Origin of the sequence: Amycolatopsis sp. VC5-11 (genome assembly GCF_037034185.1) — a bacterium.
Taxonomy (GTDB): domain Bacteria; phylum Actinomycetota; class Actinomycetes; order Mycobacteriales; family Pseudonocardiaceae; genus Amycolatopsis; species Amycolatopsis nivea.
Genome location: NZ_JBAGKF010000013.1, coordinates 1 through 17,890, shown reverse-complemented (window position 1 = coordinate 17,890; position 17,890 = coordinate 1). Strand labels below are relative to the sequence as shown.

The following is a 17,890-nucleotide window of genomic DNA, read 5'->3' as shown; positions in this document are numbered from 1 at the left end:
AAGGAGAACGAACAATGAGGTTCATTCGAGGAATCCGCACCGTCGCGGCGACGGCCGGGGTCGCGGTGCTCGCGTTCGGCGCCGCCGCCTGCGGGTCCAGCGCGAAGACCGTCGACCAGCAGGCGGGCGGATCCGCCGGCGCGCTGGTCGGCGTGACGATGCCGACCAAATCGTCGGAGCGCTGGATCCACGACGGGGACAACATCAAGGCCGCGCTGGAGAAGCTCGGCTACCAGGTCGACCTGCAGTACGCCGAGAACGACATCCCCACCCAGGTCAACCAGATCGAGAACCAGCTGACGAAGGGCGCGAAACTGCTCGTCGTCGCCTCGATCGACGGCACCGCGCTCACCACCCAGCTGCAGGAGGCCGCCGACCGCAAGGTCCCGGTGATCGCCTACGACCGGCTCATCCGCAACTCGACCGCCGTGGATTACTACGCCACCTTCGACAACTTCAAGGTCGGCGTCGAGCAGGCGAACTCGCTGCTCAAGGGCCTCGGCGACGGGCCGGGCCCGTTCAACATCGAACTGTTCGGCGGCTCGCCGGACGACAACAACGCGACCTTCTTCTACAACGGCGCGATGTCGGTCCTCAAACCGCTGATCGCGAGCAAGAAGCTGGTGGTCAAGAGCGGTCAGGTCGACTTCGCGCCGACCGCGATCCTGCGCTGGGACCCGGCCACCGCGCAGCGCCGGATGGAAGACCTGCTCACCAAGACCTACACCGGCGGCGCGAAGGTCCAGGGCGTGCTCTCCCCCTACGACGGCCTCTCGATCGGGATCCTGTCGGCGCTCAAGAGCAACGGCTACGGCACCGCCGGCCAGCCCTACCCGGTCGTCACCGGACAGGACGCCGAAGTCGCCTCGGTCAAGTCCATCATCGCGGGCGAGCAGTACTCCACCGTCTTCAAGGACACCCGCAAGCTCGCCGACGTCACGGTGAAGATGGCCGACTCCGTCCTCAAGGGACAGAAGCCCGCGGTCAACAACACCACCGACTACGACAACGGCAAGAAGGTCGTCCCGTCCCAGCTGCTGCAGCCGGTCGTGGTGGACAAGTCCAACTACCAGAAGGAGCTGCTCGACTCCGGCTACTACACGGCGGGCCAGCTGAAATGACCGAACTGCTCGGCATGCGCGGGATCACCAAGACCTTCCCCGGCGTCACCGCGCTGTCCGACGTCACGCTGTCGGTCCGGCGCGGGGAGATCCACGCCGTCTGCGGCGAGAACGGCGCCGGGAAGTCCACCCTGATGAAGATCCTGTCCGGCGTCCACCCGCACGGCAGCTACGACGGCGAGATCACCTTCGACGGCCAGGCCTGCGCGTTCGGGTCCATCCGCGACAGCGAACGCCGCGGCATCGTGATCATCCACCAGGAACTCGCGCTGTGCGGGCAGCTTTCGATCGCCGAGAACATCTTCCTCGGCAACGAACGGGCCCGGCGCGGCTGGGTCGACTGGAACCGGACCAACCACGAGGCCGCCGACCTGCTGCGCCGGGTCGGGCTGCGCGAGAACGCCGTCACGCCGGTCAGCGAACTCGGCGTGGGCAAACAGCAGCTGGTCGAGATCGCCAAAGCCCTGTCCAAGCGCGTCAAACTGCTCATCCTCGACGAGCCGACGGCCGCGCTCAACGACGACGATTCGGCGCATCTGCTCGGGTTGCTGCGCGAACTGCGGGACGACGGCGTCACGTGCGTGATCATCTCGCACAAGCTCGGCGAGGTCACCGCGATCGCCGACACCGTCACGATCCTGCGCGACGGCAAGACGATCGAAACGCTCGGCGCCGCCGGGCTGAGCGAGGAACGCATCATCACCGGCATGGTTGGGCGGGATCTCGAACACCGCTTCCCGCCGAGGGAACCGGACATCGGCGAGGAGGTGCTCCGGATCGAGGACTGGACGGTGCACAGCCCGAACCAGCCCGGCCGGGTCGTCGTGGACGGGGCGAACCTGACGCTGCGCCGCGGCGAGATCGTCGGGCTCGCCGGGCTGATGGGCGCGGGCCGCACCGAACTCGCGATGAGCGTCTTCGGCCGCTCGTACGGCACGAACATCTCGGGGCGGCTGGTCAAGGACGGCAAGGAGATCGCGCTGCGGTCGGTCCGCGACGCCATCCGCAACGGCATCGCCTACGCCACCGAAGACCGGAAGCTCTACGGGCTCAACCTGATCGACGACATCCAGCGCAACACCTCCGCGGCGGGACTGCCCTCGCTCTCCCGCCGCGGCTGGGTCAACGAGCACACCGAACACGACGTCGCGCTCCGGTTCCACCGCGATCTCCGGATCAAGGCGCCGTCGGTGCGCAGCGTCACCGGGAAGCTGTCCGGCGGCAACCAGCAGAAGGTCGTGCTGGCCAAGTGGATCTTCACCGACCCGGACGTGCTGATCCTCGACGAGCCCACCCGCGGCATCGACGTCGGCGCGAAGTACGAGATCTACACGATCGTCTACGAGATGGCCGCGCAGGGGAAAGCGGTCCTCGTCATCTCCTCGGAACTCCCCGAACTGCTCGGCCTCTGCGACCGCATCTACACGCTCTCCGCGGGCCGGATCACCGGCGAGGTCGCCCGCGCCGACGCCACCCAGGAACTGCTCATGCGACACATGACGAAGGAACGGCCATGACCACCGCCAACCCCGTGCGGCCAGCCGATCCGGCCGCCCCGCCCGCCGGGCGCAGCCCCCGGCGGATCTCGATCAACCTCCGCCAGAGCGGCATCTACGTCGCGTTCGCGCTGATCGTCGTGCTGTTCGAGGTGATCACCGGCGGCGCGCTGCTCGAACCGCAGAACATCTCGAACATCATCGTCCAGAACTCCTACGTGCTGATCCTCGCCATCGGGATGATCCTGGTGATCATCTCCGGGCACATCGACCTGTCCGCGGGCTCGGTGGTGGCGATGACCGGCGCGGTCGCCGCGGTCCTCACCGTGAATCTCGGGCTGCCCTGGCCGCTCGCGGTCGTGCTCACCCTCGTCGTCGGCGCGGTGATCGGCGCCTGGCAGGGATACTGGGTCGCGTACTTCGGCATCCCCGCGTTCATCGTGACCCTGGCCGGGATGCTCGCCTTCCGCGCGCTCACCCTCACCGTGCTCGGCAACCAGGGCATCGGCCCCTTCCCGGACGCGATCCGCACCCTGTCCAACGGCTTCACCGGCGGATACCTCGGCAACATCGGCCTCGGCCCGCTCGGCGGCGCGGACCTGGTCAGCCTTCTCGCCGGGGTCGTCGTGGTGGCCGGAATCGTGCTCACGCAGTGGCGCAAACGCGCCGCCCGGCTCGGCTACGGCCAGGAAGTCGACCCGTTCCCGCTGTTCGTGCTGAAGATCGCCGTCGCCGCCGTGCTGGTGCTGGCCGTGGTCGTGCAGCTGGCCCGGTTCCGCAATCTGCCGTGGGTGCTCGTCCTGCTCGCGGTGCTCGTGCTCGGCTACTCGCTCGTCGCCGGGAAATCCGTGTTCGGCAGGCACATCTACGCCATCGGCGGGAACCTCCAGGCCGCGACGCTGTCCGGGGTCAAGGTCAAATCCGTGACGTTCTGGGTGTTCGTCAACATGGGCGTGCTCGCCGCGCTCGCCGGCATCATCTTCGCCGGACGGCTCAACCAGGCCGGGCCCACCGCGGGCGTCAACTTCGAACTCGACGCCATCGCCGCCGCGTTCATCGGCGGCGCGGCGGTCCAGGGCGGGGTCGGCAAGGTCGTCGGAGCCATCACCGGCGGCCTGATCATGGCGGTGATCAACAACGGGATGTCCCTGATCGGGGCGCCCAGCGAACGCGTCATGCTCGTCAAGGGCGCGGTCCTGCTCGCGGCGGTGGCTTACGACATCTGGACGAAGCGCCGCGCTGCTGCTCGCTGACTCGTGGCTGGTGGGCGACATTTTGCCGCCCACCAGCCACTTGCTCAGCTTTCCGCGACGACTCCGCTGAGTTCGTTCGGCACCCCAGGAAGCGTGCCGGTCGCGGTCTTCTCCCCGGTCCCGAGATCGACCGCGTGGACCTCCTTCTTGCCCGGATCCGTCACATACGCCGTCCCGCCCCGGACGAACAGCGCCGGACGCGGCTGCTGCCATTCGAGCGGCTCCTGCCACGAGCCGATCACCGGGATCGTCCGGGTCACGCGAGCCGCGGCAGGGTCGATCACGTGGATCTTTCCGTCGGCGCCCAGCACCAGGCCCTCGCCCTGCGGGCCGCGGGCCAGGGAGCGGAAGGTGTAGCTGGTGCCGAGGTCCACGTGCCGCAGGCTGGCCTTCTCGGTGTCGATCAGCGACACCCGCGTCGGCCGCTCCAACTCCGCGTCCTTGTCGGTTTTGTAGTCTCCCAGCGTGATCGACGACTGCGGGGAGCCGGCCTGATTGCCGATGCGCCCGTATGCGTCCGGGCTGGTCACCTTGGTGATCTTGCCCGCGCGGTAGATCAGCGCGCCGGTCTCGCACCCGACGACAACAGTCTCGCCCCGCGCGGTCGCTTCGCCGTGCACGCCCGGGCATTGGTCGTTGCGCGCGATCTCCTTGCCGTCCTTGTCCCGCACCGCGATGCCGTTCCGGGCGTCCTCGTTGCCGGTCGTGGCGACCAGTTCGCCGTTGGCCAGTTCGACCGCGACGCCGTGATGCGGTTCCGGGGTTTTGTGCTGCGGTGCGGGCGGTTTCCCGGTCCCGAGCGTCGCCGGGTCGAGCACCGTGATCTCGCCGGTGCCATCGGAGAAGAGCACCGTTTTTCCTGCGTGCCGCACCACGTGTCCCGGCTTCGGGGCGCGGATCTCGGTGTCGGTCAGCGTCGCGCCCGCCGCGTCGAGGAGCCGGAATCCGGTGGCCGTGGACACGATCAGGTGCCGGTCGTTGCCGGCCGGGTTGAGGCGGTTGAAGCCGGGCAGCGGGAGGTCCTTGACGACCTTCAGGGTCTTCCCGTCCAGCAGCGAGATCCCGCCGTCGTAGGTGATCGCGACCGGATCGGCGACCGTCTGGGGCGCTGCTGCCGGTGGCTGCTGCGGGGATCCGCAGGCGGTCACCGTCAGCAGCCCGGCCGCGGTGAGAGCGGCGCAGGCGGTTCGGTAGGGCGGCACTGGCATATCGTTCTCCTTGGTGGGGATGGGTTTTCTCGGTGTCGAAGATCAGGGCGCGGCCAGGCCGTCGACGATCGCGTCGGTATTGGCGCGCATCATCTCCAGGTAGGTCGCCGCGCCTTGGCCGGGTTCGCTGAGAGATTCCGAGAACAGCGACTTCACCCGCACCCGCACGCCCGCCTGGTCGGCGAGCACCCGCGCGAGGCGGTCCGGCTGGGAGGAATCGGCGAAGACCGCCGGGACCCCGGCCGCGCGCACCGCGTCGGCCAGCGACTTCAGGTCGGACGCGCTGGGCGAGGCGAGCGTGGTGCCGCTCGGGATCACCGCGCCGACGACCTGGAAGCCGAACCGCTGGGCCAGGTAGCCGAACACGTGGTGGTTGGTGACCAGTTTCCGGCGCTGCGGCGGGATTTCCGCGAACCGGCGGCGCATCGTGTCCTCGAGCGTGCCGAGCTCCTGCCGGTACCGTTCGGCGTTGGCCCGGATCACGTTCCCGTCCACTCCGGACACTCGCGCGACGATCTGCTCGGCGATCACCGGCACGGCGCCGCGGACACGGCCGGGATCAGTCCAGAAATGCGGATCCGGACCGCCGTGGGCCGCGTAGCTGATCGGGTCGACCCGCTCGCCCACTGCCAGCGCCGGGACCCCGTTGCGCTCGGCCGCCTGGACCGTGCGCAGCATGCCTTCCTCGAGCCCGAGTCCGTTGTAGACGATCAGCCCCGCGTGTTCGACCTCCGCCGCCTGCTGTGCGGAAATACCGAAGGAATGCGGGTCGGCGTTCGGTTTCATCAGCACCGTCACACCCGCCTGGTCGCCGACGATGCGGCGGGTGATGTCGCCGAGGATGTTCGTGGTCACCACCACCGAGCCGCCGCTCGCGCCCGCGCCGGAACAGCCGGACACCACCAGGAGCGCGGCGACCAGCAGGGCCCGGATTCTGCTCATCGGCCGGTCTCCACGACGTAGCTGGCCTTGCCGGGAACGGTAAGCGTCCGGGCTCGGCGGAGGTGGTCGTTGTAGTCGATCTCGTAGATCTCGCCGGAGGACGGGTTGTTGACGTAGGCGCGGGTCGCGTCGACCTGGATCGCCGGGGTGACCGGGCCATTGACCGCGGGCAGCAACGGGACTTGCGCCTGCTGCGCCCCGGTGGCTGGGTCGAAGGCCCGCAACACGCCGTCCCGGGTCAGCACCAAGACCGGCGCGTCCTCGCCGACAGCGTTCAGTGCGGCGACCGGCCCGGTCTCGATCCGGGACCACTTCCGGGCCCGGACGTCCAGTGCCCACACCGCGTCAGTCCCGGCCGCGGCGGCGAGGGTCGTGCTGCCGGGCCGGTGCGCGAACCTGGAGGCGCGTTCCTCCTTGCCGACCGGTCGCGGGTAGGGGATCTTCTCCCCAGCGAACGTCCCGTCCTTCTCGGTGACCAGCAGCGCGCCGTCCGCGCAACCGAAGACGACGCCCCGCCGCGTGACGGCCGCACCGCCCAGTTCCGGGCACGGCTGGGCGATCTCCGCGACCTGCTTGCCCTGCCGATCGTGCACCCGCACGCCATCGGCAACCGAGGCCAGCACGCGTTCGCGATAGGGCACCGCTACCCCGGCATGCGGACTCCGCGTGATTGTGCCGAGTTCGGCGATCGAGCCGCGGTCCAGTTTCGCGCGGTCCAGCAACTTGGCGGTTCCGTCCGGAAAGGACAGTGCAGTGACCGCGGGATCGCTGTATGCCGCCAGCAGCCGCTGCCCCGGCGCGGTTCCGGTCTCGCGCACCGCGGCGCGGTAGTAGTGCACGTGATCGCCGTGGTCGACCATCCACGCGCCGCTGTCGATGACGCGGACCCCGTCGGCGCGGCCGGTGAGGTAGCCGAACCGGCCGTCCCCGGCGATCGCGTGCGCGCCCTGCACCGTTCCGACCGGCGTGACTTGCTCGGTGATCAGGTCGAGCACGTGCGCCGCACCGGTCGAGGCGTCGGCGACGACCAGTCTCGACTGCGCCTCGGCGGTTTCCTCCGCTCCCTCGACGTAGCCGTGCGGCGTGGCGGCGGATTGCTCCGCCGGATCGTGCCCGCAGGCGGCCAGCAGCGCCGCCACGGCCAGCACGCCCGCCGCCCGGCGGACAGAAGATGTCGTCATGCGTCCTCGATTTCGGTTGTCGGACAACGGATTCGTTCAGCGACGGCGGCCGCGGACGGCGGACAGCAGGGCGGAGAGGAAGAACAGCGCGATCGCGGCGGCGGCGATGCTGGCTCCCGCGGCGGTGCCCCAGTGCCAGGACACGAGCAATCCCGCGACCGTCGACAGGATTCCCAGCAGCGCGGCGAGCACCATGACCGTCGTGATGCGCCGCGCCCAGAACGTGGCCGCGGCCGCCGGGCCGATCAGCAACCCGAACGCCAGCAAGGTGCCGACAACCCGGAACGACGCGACCACGGTCACGGTCACCAGCGCCAGCACCAGCGCGTTCGCGAGACCTGGCCGCAACCCCAGCGTCTGGGCCTTGCGGGCATCGAAGGCGACGGCGGCGAACGGGCGGTACCCGAGAAGCGACACCGCGGCGACCAGCCCCAGCGCGATCGCCAGGACCAGCAGATCGCCCGTGCCGACGGCGAGCACGTCGCCGAAGAGGAACCCGGTGAGGTCGACCGCGAACGACTGCGAATGCGACACGATGATCACGCCGGCGGCGAGCATCCCCACGAACAGCAGCCCGATCAGCGTGTCCTGCGACAACCGCCGCGACCGGCCCAGCACGGTCACTCCCCCGGCCATCACCGCGGCGCTCAGCACCGCGCCGAGCAGCGGGTTCACTCCCGCCAGCGACGCGATCGCCACGCCGGGCAGCATCCCGTGCGACAGCGCCTCCCCCAGGAAAGCCATCCCGCGCAACACCACCCAGGTGCCCGCCAGCGCGCACATCACCGACACGAGGACCCCGGCGACGAGCGCGCGCTGCACGAACGACACGTCGAAGGGGGTCAGCAACCAGGTCACGGCGCCACTATAGTGGAAATGGTTTTCATTCTCTTTAAGGGGGCTTTGGTGAACCTTGCCGAACCGGCCGTCACCTTGCGGAACGTCCGCGCGGGCTACGGGTCGCACGAGGTGCTCGGCGGGATCACCGCCGAGCTGCCCGCGGCGCGGAGCACCGCCGTCGTCGGGGCGAACGGGGCCGGGAAGTCGACCCTGCTCAACGTGATCGCCGGAATCCAGCCGATCAGCTCCGGCACGCTGCACCGCACCAGCCGGTTCCGCACCGCCTACGCGACCCAGTACAGCGAGGTGTCCGGCGAACTCCCGATCACCGTCCGCGCCACGGTGACCATGGCCCGCTGGGCCCACCGCGGCCCGTGGCGCAGGCTCACTGCCCGGGACCGGACCGTCGTCGAGGATTGCCTGGAGCAACTGGACATCGCGTCGATCGCCGACCAGCCGCTGGGCACTCTCTCCGGCGGCCAGCGGCAACGGACGCTCGTGGCCCAAGCCCTTGCCCAGCAGTCGGATCTGCTGCTGCTCGACGAACCCGCGGCCGGTCTGGACCTGCACGCCCAGACCCTCATCGACGACGCGCTCGACGCGACGGTGCGCGGCGGGACGACCGTTGTCCGCATCACCCACGACCTCACGGTTGCCCGCCGCGCGGCCCACTGTCTGCTGCTGCGCGACGGGCGGTTGCTTGCCGAAGGGCTGCCGTCCGCAGTGCTCACCTGGGACCGAGTGGCCGCAGGGTGGCGCCTGCCGGATTTTCCGGACACCGCAGAGTAAGCCGGAATTTCGGTGGCGGCGCTGTCCCGCCGCGACATAGGATTTCGGACGCGGGGAACGGCATGGAGTAGATCAGCGGCAGATCACCCGGCTCGTAACCGGGAGGGCGCGGGTTCGAGTCCCGCCTCCATGTCCATCCCCCGCTCCTTGGAGTAGTTCAGCAGGCAGAACACCCGGCTGTTACCCGGGAAGGCGCAGGTTCGAATCCTGCCTCCAAGTCTTGACCACAGGGGGAATCCACATGGGACACACCGCGTCGCCGGGGTACGCCTACAGGCAGCTCGAACGGGCTGTGCGCACCGCCTTGTCCGCGAAGGACGGCGGGACGCGCCGTCGTGCGCGGGCGAAGGCCGACCGGTGGCAGGACGTCCTCACGGGCATGGCCACCGGTTCGCTGCGGATCGGCTCGCGGGTCCCGGTCGCGGGCGCTCCGGCGTGGGTGACCCTCGAAGTCGTGCACGGCGGGTTCGCCACCGGCCGGTTCCTGGCCGAGGTCCCGCTGTCCCCCGCCGAGGCCGCGCTGTGCCCCGACGGACCGGGCCGGACCGACCGCGAACGGCTCAACCTCTGGTACCTCACCGACGCCGGGCTCGCCGCGCTGCGCGGCATGCTCGCCACCGAGTCCTACCGGATCGACGTCCCGGAGGACGCCGCGCTGCCGACCGTCGCGTGGCTGCTGGAGCACGGACACGCCGAAGCTGCGCTCGACCTGATCGCCGAACTGCGGCCGCACCTGCATCGCCTGCGCCTGGCCCCGCTGCCCGGCTCGGCGCCGCGACCGGCGGGCGCACTGGTCCGGCTGAGCACGGTCGGCGAGGTCCGGGAATCGCTGCGGTCCGCGAGCACCCCGCCCGCGATCAAGGCGATGCTGGAAACGCTGACGGTATGGCACCCGCTGCTCGACCGGCTGGTCGCGCTGTGGTGCGACACCGTCGAAGGCGAACTGCCGCGGCTGGACGAAACCGGCGTCACCGGCGGCTGGCCGTGCCGTACCTGGCCGGAGGACTGGCAGCAGCGTCGCGCCGAATGGCTCGAGGATTACGCGAGCGCGCGCTTCCGGCACACCGCGTCGGGAGTCCACGTCCACCCGAAGAGCAACTTCACCCGGCTGTACCGCGCGTTGCGGGCGTGCGAGCACGACAGCTCGGACCTGACCGGCCGGGACGTCGGCTGGATCCGCCGCGCCCTGGCGAACACGATCACCAAGCACGGCGAGCCGGGCTCGGAACCGCGGGCGGCGCTGCGAGCGCTGCAGGCCTCGGTCGCCGCGCGGCCCACGCACGCCGAACTCGCCGCCGCACTGGCCGAACGACTGGACCGCTTCCCGGCCGACGGCGGGCTGCCGTCGATCGAGCCGGTCGCCGGGGACGCGCCGGCGCACCTGGTCGCCAAGGTCGCCCGCGCGCTGGAGGCGCCGATCGAGGAACTGGTCGCGCGGAAGGTGATCACGTCGGCGGACGTCCTCGCGACGGTCCTGCCGCAGATCACCGCGCAACTGCTGGCCGCGAACTTCGACAACGAGCAGCTTTCGACGCTGTACGCGCAGACCTACGCGGCCTTCCGCCGTCGCCGCAGTTTGCTGCTGCTCGACCTGGAACACCAGGTCCGGATCGAGGAACTCCCCTGGGTCCACGCGCTCGACCGGCTGCGAACGCGGCGTCCGGACGCCACCCGGGCGGCCCGCCAGACGCTCTCCCAGACGGTGCTGCTGGCGCTCAGCGCGTTCCCGCAGGCGATCCTGCCGAACACGCTGGTGCGCGAACTGGGCGCGCTGGCGAAACAGGCCGGGCTGCCGATGCCGCTGGTCGAGGAGGTCGCCGCCGACATCTTCATGGGCATGTTCACCGCGAAGTGGCGGACGGCAGCGGAACTCACGAGCCGCACGATGGCGGGCACGCTCTACGCGCGCTACTACGACCTGCCGGAATCCTGGATGTCGGAGCCGCGCCCGCGCCGGTTCCGCGCGCTCTCCAAGGGCACGGCTAACGACTTCGCCGACCTGTGCGTCGAGCGAGCCGGCGGAACCCGCCCGTCGTGGCGGCTCCGCTCGGTTGCGGTGAACGGCACGGTGCTGGAGCAGAGCCAGATTCTCACGACGCAGAACCTGGCAGTCCTGGTGCACACCCTCGATCTGCGGAAGCGGCTCCAGGCGTCGGCACCTGAACTGGCCGCCGAGTCGCTGACATGGACGGTGATCCGGCTGGCGACGCGCACCGACCACCACCACGCGGCCCTGCACGCGGTCAAGAACGCGGCCTACGCCTGGCGGCAGGCGCTGTTCTTCCTGAGTTTCTGCGACGTCGAAACTCAGCGCGCGACCGTCCACGAGCTCGCCGAGCAGGTGACCCGAGCGGGCCTGGCCGAACGCTTCACCCCGGCCGTGACCGGCTTGGCACACGTGGTGGAAGGCGGCCGGTTCACTCCGGAGGGCCGGATCGGCGGCGGGAACGGACGGCGTTTTCTTGGGTGGACTACGGGAAAGCACTGGTGCCTGCCCGAGGTCCGAGCGGTGCGCGGTTAGGGAGACGGGACGCGGCACCAAGCCGACAGCCGTGACCGTCCACTCCGGACAGTCTCAGCTCACCGGGTCGCGGTCGGCAGCCTCGCCGCGACCCGGGATACGACCGACTCCACCACCGGCAGCATCGGCGGCGCGAACTTCGCCACCACGATGCCGCCGCCGACACCCGCCCACGCCACCGGGCCCAGCGGGGTGCAGCCGAAGAAGTGGCTCACCACCGGCGTCTGCACCACCGCGAACAGCACCGCCGCCGAGCCGAGGCTGGTGGCCAGGACCAGCGGGCTGTGCTCGCGGCCGGACAGGGTCTGCACCAGCTGCGCTCCGACGAGGCCGCACAACGACATCGTGCTGGTGCGGCGCGCGGTGCCCGGCGTCCAGGTGCCGGCCAGCCACGCGGTGGTCGCTCCCAAAGCCGTGACGACGCCCCGGTCGCGGATCTGCCGGGTCAGCGGCGCGCCGAGCGACCCGGTGCCCACGTCCTCTCCGGCGTCCGGCGCGGCGCTGGGGGTGACCGAGATGGCCATCGCCGGGAACATGTCGGTCAGCAGGTTCACCAGCAGCAACTGCCGCGTGGACAACGGTGAAGCCCCGGACAGCAGCGTGCCCAGCACGGTGAACCCCACCTCGCCCGCGTTGCCGCCGATCAGGATGCTGATCGCGTCCGCGACGCTGCGCCACAGCGCCCGGCCTTCGTCGACCGTGTCGGCCAGCACCCGAAGATCGCCGTCGGTCAGCACGATGTCGGCGGCGTTGCGCGCGGCCGCGGATCCGCGTGCGGCCAGCGCGATGCCCGCGTCGGCGGCCCGGATGGCGGCGGCGTCGTTCGCGCCGTCGCCGACCATCGCCACGACCCGGCCCGCTGCCCGCAGCGCCTCGACCACCTGCAGCTTCTGCTCCGGTGCCACCCGGGCCACCACTCCGGCCTCGCGCAACAGGTCCGCCCGGCCGGCCCGGTCCAGCGCCGCCAGTTCCTGCCCGGTGACGACCGAGGTGTCCTCGGGCCAGCCCAATTCGACGGCGACGGCCAGGGCGGTGCGCGGATGATCCCCGGTCAGCACCACCGGGTTCACGCCCGCCGCGCGAAGCCCGGACACCATCGGCGCCGCGCTGGGCCGCGGGCTGTCCGCCAACGCGAGCAAACCGATGAACTCCAAGTCCGCCAACGGTTTCTCGACGGCCTCGGGCAACCCGTCCGGACCCACGGGCCGGCGAGCCACCGCCAGTACCCGGAGGCCGGAGCCAGCCAGTGATTCCGCCCGCGCAAGGACATCAGCCGGGGCGTCCGGGCAGCACGGGAGCACTACTTCAAGCGCTCCTTTGACCACCAGCCAACCGGTCTCGCCCTCGACGCCCGCCGCGGCCGCGTAGCCACGGCTCGCCTCGAACGGCAGGCCAGCGACCTGCTGCCAATCCTCACCAGGCGGCGACGCGGCGAGCACCGCGGCGTCGGTCGCATGCGCGTGCTTGGCTCGGGCACTGTCCTCTTCGGACGGACAAGCCCGCGCCCCGGCCCGCAACACCTGCGTCGCAGCGTCGGATCCCGCTGCTCGCTCCAGCGGCAGAACCTCGCCACTTGCCGTCGCGACCTTGATGACCTTCAGCTCGTTGGTCGTCAGCGTGCCGGTCTTGTCGAAACAAACGGTGTCGATCCGGCCCAGCGCTTCCAGCGTGCGCGCGGAGCGAACCAGCACGCCCCGGCGGCTGAGCCGGCGCGCGGCAGCCATCTGCGCGACCGTGGCGACCAGCGGAAGTCCTTCTGGCACAGCGGCAACCGCGACCGCGACACCTCCGCTGACCGCCTCGCGAACCGTTCGCCCGCGCAGCAACGACAGACCCGCGACGGCGACTCCGCCAGCCAGCGTCAGCGGCAGGGCCTTGCTGGTCAGTTCCCGCAGCCTCGCTTGTACCCCGGCGGCCGGCGCGGTGCGGGACGCCAACGCCACGGCGCGCCCGGCCTCGGTGCGGTCGCCAGTGTCCGCGACGATCGCCCGAGCCGACCCCGCGACCACGGTGGTTCCTTCGAAAACCATGCACCGGCGGTCCGCGATGTCCGAGGCCGGGGTCGGCGCGGTTTGTTTCGGCACCGGCAGGGATTCCCCGGTCAGCACCGATTCGTCGACCTCGAGGTCGTGCAGCCGCACCAACCGCGCGTCGGCGGGCACGACGTCGCCCGCTCGCAGTTCCACCAGGTCACCCGGCCGGAGGTCGGTTGCGTCCACCGCTTCCGGTTCGGCGTCCGAGGAGGCCAGGCGACGAGCCTGCTGAGTCTGAGTCGCCGCGAGGCCCGCCAGAGCCTGCTCCGCGCGCAAGCCCTGCACCCCGCCGACGAGCGCGTTGGCCCCCATCGCGGCCAGCACCAGCAGCGCGTCCACAGTGGATCCGAGAATCGCGGACGCGGCGGCTCCGACCGCGAGCACCGGAGTGAGCGGATCGCTCAACTCGCCGCGCATCGCGCCGACCAGACGAAGCCCAGTCGCCACCGGCGCGGTTCCGGGCAATTCGGCGGCCTCCGCGGCCAAGTGCTGGGCGCGCTCGGGCAGACCGGCGCGGCGAGATCGGCGGCGACGCGGATCCGAGGCCAGCTTGCGCAGCACTTCCTCCAGCGGCAACGCGTGCCAGGCGACTCGCGGCCGCGGTGCCGGAGCCGTTTCCGCGGCCATGGCGACGGCGCTCTGCCATCCCGCGGCCAGTGCGACGCCGGTGGCGAGGTTGACCGGACTCAGCCGCGCCAGCGGCGACAACAGACGCCGCCACTGCCGGTGCCCGTCCGTGGCGACCACCAGACCGGACAAAGCCGCAGCGGCCTCGGCGCAGGTCGTCGCCCGGTCGCCAGCGGCACGCGCACTGCGCACCGCGCGCATCAAACGCCAGACTCCCGCCAAGCCACTGATCGACAGCAAGTCAGCGGCCCACACCGCGGCATCGCATCCGTGCGCGACCGCGACCGCGAGATCGCCGCGCAGCAGGCCGTCCAGCACTTCCTCCCGGGCAGACGCGTCCGCGCTCGGCGGGACGCGGACCAGGGTCAGCACGACATGGCCGTCTTCCTGGCACCCGGTGACGACGTCGGCCATCGCGCGATCGGTGACGACCTCGTCCGCCAGCGCGGCCTCAGCGCCCGGAGAGCTGCCCTGAACAACCACGATCCGCAGACCGGCTTGCCCGGCCGCGTCCAGCACGCTCTCCGCCAGCGGATCGGGCACCCATCCGACGAGCACCGTTCCGACGTCCACGCCGTCGGCCGAGGCGATCATCAACCCGGTCTCGGCATCGGGATCGTCGGGCGCCGGCCGCAGCCGCACGGAGCTGTCTTCGCCGTCCACCGCGTGCAAGGCCGCTTGCCACAGCCTGCCTTCCGCCCACTCGGTGGCAGTGGGATGGGCCTCGAGCACCGTGCGCTGGTCGCCGCACAATGCGTTGCTGTGCACCACAAGGGTGTCGGCCGCTTGCAGCAGCCGGAGCCGGTCTGGATTCCGGACGAGCACCCCCTCGCGCGCGAGGGCGAGTCCGGTGCCCGAAGCGTAGGCAGTCCAGCCGTAGCGAGCGGGTTTGGGTGAACTGGCAAGGATCGCCGAACTGGCCTGGCTGAGGTCGCGTTTGAACAGCACGGTCGCCCCCGCGCCGACGAGGCCGCCGGTCAGCGCGGTCTTGGCGTAGTCGGTGACCGGATCCGGCGGGGCCGGCCTGCGTTCGGGCCGGGCGGTCGGACAGTCGCGGTCGGGCACGCACAGCCGGTCGCAGGACCGTTCGAACGCGACCACCTGCGCCACCGCGTCCGCGAGCTGCCCGGCGCGCAGCAGCACGTCGAGGGCGAGGTCGGCGGGTGACTTCCCGATGCCGTGCAGCGCGGCGTTGGCCGTGGCGACCGCCAATTCGGCACCAGGCCGGCCGAGCCTGGCGCGCAAGAAGTCTTGTGCGAGCGGATGTTCCCGCACCGCAGTGAGCGCGGCGGACAGCACTTGCGGAGGACGGCGGAGCCGCAGGGGCGTGGCAGCCGTCGCCATCGCGAGCCCGGCGCCGCTGATCGCCAGCGCGGCAGCCTGCGTCTGGACCGCGCCGAGATCGCCGGGATGGGCGGACGCTTCGTCCGGGGAGCCAACGGAAAGCCCGTGTTTCCGGGCGCGGGCCGTCACGGCGGCCACCAAACGGTCGCTGGCCGCGCCTTCCGCCATCGTCAGCACCATCCGGGACAGACCGGCGTCCCAATAGGCGGCGAGGACGTCGGGCCGAGCCATCGCCTCGCGGACCAGCTTGCGCACCACGCGTCCGAACCGGCTCGCGTCGCCAGTGGATTCCGGCCGGAGTCCGACGTGGAGCTTCTGCCCGTGCCGCCACACCGCCTCGGTTCCCTTGGCCCCATGGACAACAGCATCGCGCAACACGCGCGCGGCACAGGTCGTGGCGCGGACGCTGGCACCCGCTCCGGTCGTCACGGCATCGGTTCCGAGGCTGACCGCCTCGACGGCCACACCCGCGACCTGTCCCGCCCCGCGGAACGCACGCGACACCAAGGAGGACAGATTTCCCGTCATGCTCTCGTCATCCTCCGCGCGCCGACCCGCTGCCCTCGAATTCCTTCCATCGCAAGCACGGTCCTGATACCCGGTGGAGAGCGAGGCAAACACCCGGACGAGGGAAGCTGGCGCGCGGAACGGACCAGCGGCTACCGCAGGAACCGGACCAGCGTTTCCGAGAGCTGATCCGGATTTTCCTCGGCCATGTGGTGCCCGGACTCGATGCGGGCGGACGTCAGCTCGCCGCTGACCCACGACCGCCAGATACCGGCCGGATCGCCGTAAAGATCCTCCATGTCGTCCCTGACGGACCAGGCGACGAGGGTCGGACAGGAGATGACGCGCTGTGCCGCCCGGTCCGCCTCGTCATGGGCGCGATCGACGGTCAGCCCGGCGCGGTAGTCCTCCAGCATGGCCCGCACGGTGGCCGGATCCGCGACCGCGCGCGTCATGTCGAGATAGTTCTCGCGCCCCATGGCTTTCTCATTTGGCCGGTACCAGGCAAGGGGATCCGCCGTGATCACCCGCTCCGCGTGCGGGGAGGCGCCGAGGAAGAACCAGTGCCACCACGCCGTGGCGAACTTAGTGCCCGCGCGTTCGAGCGCCTCGAGGATCGGCACACTGTCGAGGACGCCGAGACGGGACACCGAATCGGGATGGTCCAGCGCGGTGCGGTAAGCGACGTAACTGCCGCGATCGTGTCCTACGACGGCGAATCGGCGGTGGCCGAGGCTGCGCATCAGAGCCACGATGTCCGCTGCCATCGCACGATCGCAGTAGACCTCGTGGTTTTCGTCGGGATCGGGTTTGGCCGACCGGCCGTACCCGCGCAAATCCGGGCACACCACGGTCAATCCCGCCTCGGCAAGCTGGGGAGCTACCCGGTACCAAGTCGTATGCGTCCGGGGATGCCCGTGCAGCAACACCACGGGCGGTCCTTCCCCGCCGCTTCGCCCGTGGATGGTCACTGAGTCGCTGACGGAGACGTCCCATTCGGCGAAGGTGTCGAACACGCTTCCACTCTCGCACCGCCGAGACCCGCTCGCGCGCTGGTGCGCCTCGCTCCACCGGAAGACTCAACGAGCCTGCGAAGGCGACTCCCCATAACGCCGCCGAAACGCCGCCGCGAACCGGCTGGCGCTGGAAAATCCCCACCGCGCCGCGATCTCGCTCACCGAGAATTCCGGGTGCTCTTCGAGATCCGCGCGCGCATGCTGCAACCGCACCCCGACGAGATGCTCCGTCGGCGTGCAGCCGACCCATTCCCGGAAGCTCTCCTGCAACCGGCGAACCGTAGTCCCGGCGACGGCAGCCATGTCCGCCGCCGTCCACGCCCGGGCCGGGTCGGCGCGCACCGCGTCGACCACTCGCGTGATCGCGCGCGGACGCGGCGGCGGGACGCGGCCGGTATCGGGGCAGCCCGCGAGGAGGAATCCGGCCGCGACCGCTCCGGCCAGCTGTTCCCGGACGATCGGCTGGTCGCTGAACAACGAGCCGTCGCGCATCTGCGACGAAAGACCGGCGACGAGATGCCGCCAGTCGCGCGCGGGACCGTGCTCCAGCGGCAACTGGTCCGGGAGCGCACCGGCGACGCGGACGGTCCCGGCGCCGACGACCCGTTCGACCTCGCGGTCCAGCCAGTCCCGGTCGAATTTGACGCCCAGCACGGTGCAGGTCGCGTCCCAGTGGGTGATCAGCGAAGGCGTGTCCGCCCGGAAGACGGTCGCCTGTCCCGGCACCGACGTCACCGAACCGTGCCTGCCACGGCTGGCGAGATGACCGGTCAGCGGCAGGTTGACCTCGTACGCGGACGGGTAGTCGCAGGCGATCTCGACGTCGGCTCCCCATCCGACGTACCCGATCAGCACCGGGCCGAGGTCCAGCGTCCGCAGGGTCAGCCGCGGCTCGCGGCCGCCGCCGAGCGGCGTCAGCTGATGCGGAAAGTAGGCGTCGGCCACCGACTTCGAGACTCGCTCCCAGTCCCGCGGCGCCGCACCACGGCGTGCGGACATGGACGCATGCTAG

At 70.8% G+C, this 17,890-nt stretch carries 12 protein-coding genes and 2 tRNA genes; 7 read left to right on the top strand and 7 right to left on the bottom strand.

The genetic code is table 11. The annotated features are described in order from the left end of the window. Positions 1-14 precede the first annotated feature (14 nt). The 3 genes from chvE to mmsB are packed head-to-tail and all read left to right on the top strand — an operon-like array spanning position 15 to position 3,870. The gene (gene chvE / locus WA670_RS30935; protein WP_037806333.1) at positions 15-1,121 is read left to right on the top strand and encodes a multiple monosaccharide ABC transporter substrate-binding protein; all 1,107 of its coding nucleotides are present in this window, start codon (positions 15-17) and stop codon (positions 1,119-1,121) included. Beyond that, on the top strand, positions 1,118-2,638 hold the full coding sequence (gene mmsA / locus WA670_RS30930) for a multiple monosaccharide ABC transporter ATP-binding protein (RefSeq protein ID WP_336159662.1): 1,521 nt from the start codon (positions 1,118-1,120) through the stop codon (positions 2,636-2,638). The genes chvE and mmsA overlap by 4 nt, the downstream gene beginning before the upstream one ends. Beyond that, positions 2,635-3,870 (top strand): multiple monosaccharide ABC transporter permease, encoded by a 1,236-nt coding sequence (mmsB, locus tag WA670_RS30925; protein ID WP_336159661.1) that lies wholly within the window; start codon positions 2,635-2,637, stop codon positions 3,868-3,870. Before mmsA ends, mmsB begins: the two co-directional genes overlap by 4 nt. Before the next feature lie 44 nt (positions 3,871-3,914). On the opposite strand, the gene aztD is transcribed toward mmsB, so the two are convergent. The 4 genes from aztD to aztB are packed head-to-tail and all read right to left on the bottom strand — an operon-like array spanning position 3,915 to position 8,059. Next, positions 3,915-5,078 carry a zinc metallochaperone AztD gene (aztD, locus tag WA670_RS30920; protein ID WP_336159660.1) on the bottom strand — a complete coding sequence of 388 codons (1,164 nt, stop codon included), beginning with the start codon at positions 5,076-5,078 and terminating at the stop codon, positions 3,915-3,917. A gap of 42 nt (positions 5,079-5,120) precedes the next feature. Beyond that, entirely contained in the window at positions 5,121-6,020 is a 900-nt protein-coding gene (gene aztC / locus WA670_RS30915) for a zinc ABC transporter substrate-binding protein AztC (protein ID WP_037806341.1), read from the bottom strand. Beyond that, positions 6,017-7,201 carry a hypothetical protein gene (locus WA670_RS30910; protein ID WP_336159659.1) on the bottom strand — a complete coding sequence of 395 codons (1,185 nt, stop codon included), beginning with the start codon at positions 7,199-7,201 and terminating at the stop codon, positions 6,017-6,019. The genes aztC and WA670_RS30910 overlap by 4 nt, the downstream gene beginning before the upstream one ends. 36 nt (positions 7,202-7,237) lie before the next feature. Then, positions 7,238-8,059 (bottom strand): zinc ABC transporter permease AztB, encoded by an 822-nt coding sequence (gene aztB, locus WA670_RS30905; protein ID WP_336159658.1) that lies wholly within the window; start codon positions 8,057-8,059, stop codon positions 7,238-7,240. A gap of 48 nt (positions 8,060-8,107) precedes the next feature. On the opposite strand from aztB, the gene aztA reads away from it, so the two are divergent. The 4 genes from aztA to WA670_RS30885 all read left to right on the top strand — a co-directional run bounded on the left by aztA (position 8,108) and on the right by WA670_RS30885 (position 11,351). Beyond that, positions 8,108-8,830 carry a zinc ABC transporter ATP-binding protein AztA gene (gene aztA / locus WA670_RS30900; RefSeq protein WP_336159657.1) on the top strand — a complete coding sequence of 241 codons (723 nt, stop codon included), beginning with the start codon at positions 8,108-8,110 and terminating at the stop codon, positions 8,828-8,830. A 61-nt stretch (positions 8,831-8,891) separates the two neighbouring features. Next, a tRNA-Thr gene (locus tag WA670_RS30895) sits at positions 8,892-8,966 on the top strand. A gap of 10 nt (positions 8,967-8,976) precedes the next feature. Next, positions 8,977-9,049: transfer RNA gene (locus WA670_RS30890), tRNA-Asn, on the top strand. A 22-nt stretch (positions 9,050-9,071) separates the two neighbouring features. Beyond that, positions 9,072-11,351 (top strand): hypothetical protein, encoded by a 2,280-nt coding sequence (locus WA670_RS30885; protein WP_336159656.1) that lies wholly within the window; start codon positions 9,072-9,074, stop codon positions 11,349-11,351. A gap of 59 nt (positions 11,352-11,410) precedes the next feature. Here the strand turns inward: WA670_RS30885 and WA670_RS30880 are convergent, their stop codons facing one another. The 3 genes from WA670_RS30880 to WA670_RS30870 form a co-directional block, all read right to left on the bottom strand. After that, positions 11,411-15,883, bottom strand: coding sequence for a cation-translocating P-type ATPase (locus WA670_RS30880; RefSeq protein ID WP_336159655.1), 4,473 nt, complete (start codon positions 15,881-15,883; stop codon positions 11,411-11,413). Positions 15,884-16,014: 131 nt separating this feature from the next. Next, the gene (locus tag WA670_RS30875) at positions 16,015-16,878 is read right to left on the bottom strand and encodes an alpha/beta fold hydrolase (protein WP_037806350.1); all 864 of its coding nucleotides are present in this window, start codon (positions 16,876-16,878) and stop codon (positions 16,015-16,017) included. Positions 16,879-16,941: 63 nt separating this feature from the next. Beyond that, the gene (locus WA670_RS30870; protein ID WP_037806352.1) at positions 16,942-17,877 is read right to left on the bottom strand and encodes an AraC family transcriptional regulator; all 936 of its coding nucleotides are present in this window, start codon (positions 17,875-17,877) and stop codon (positions 16,942-16,944) included. Positions 17,878-17,890 lie beyond the last annotated feature (13 nt).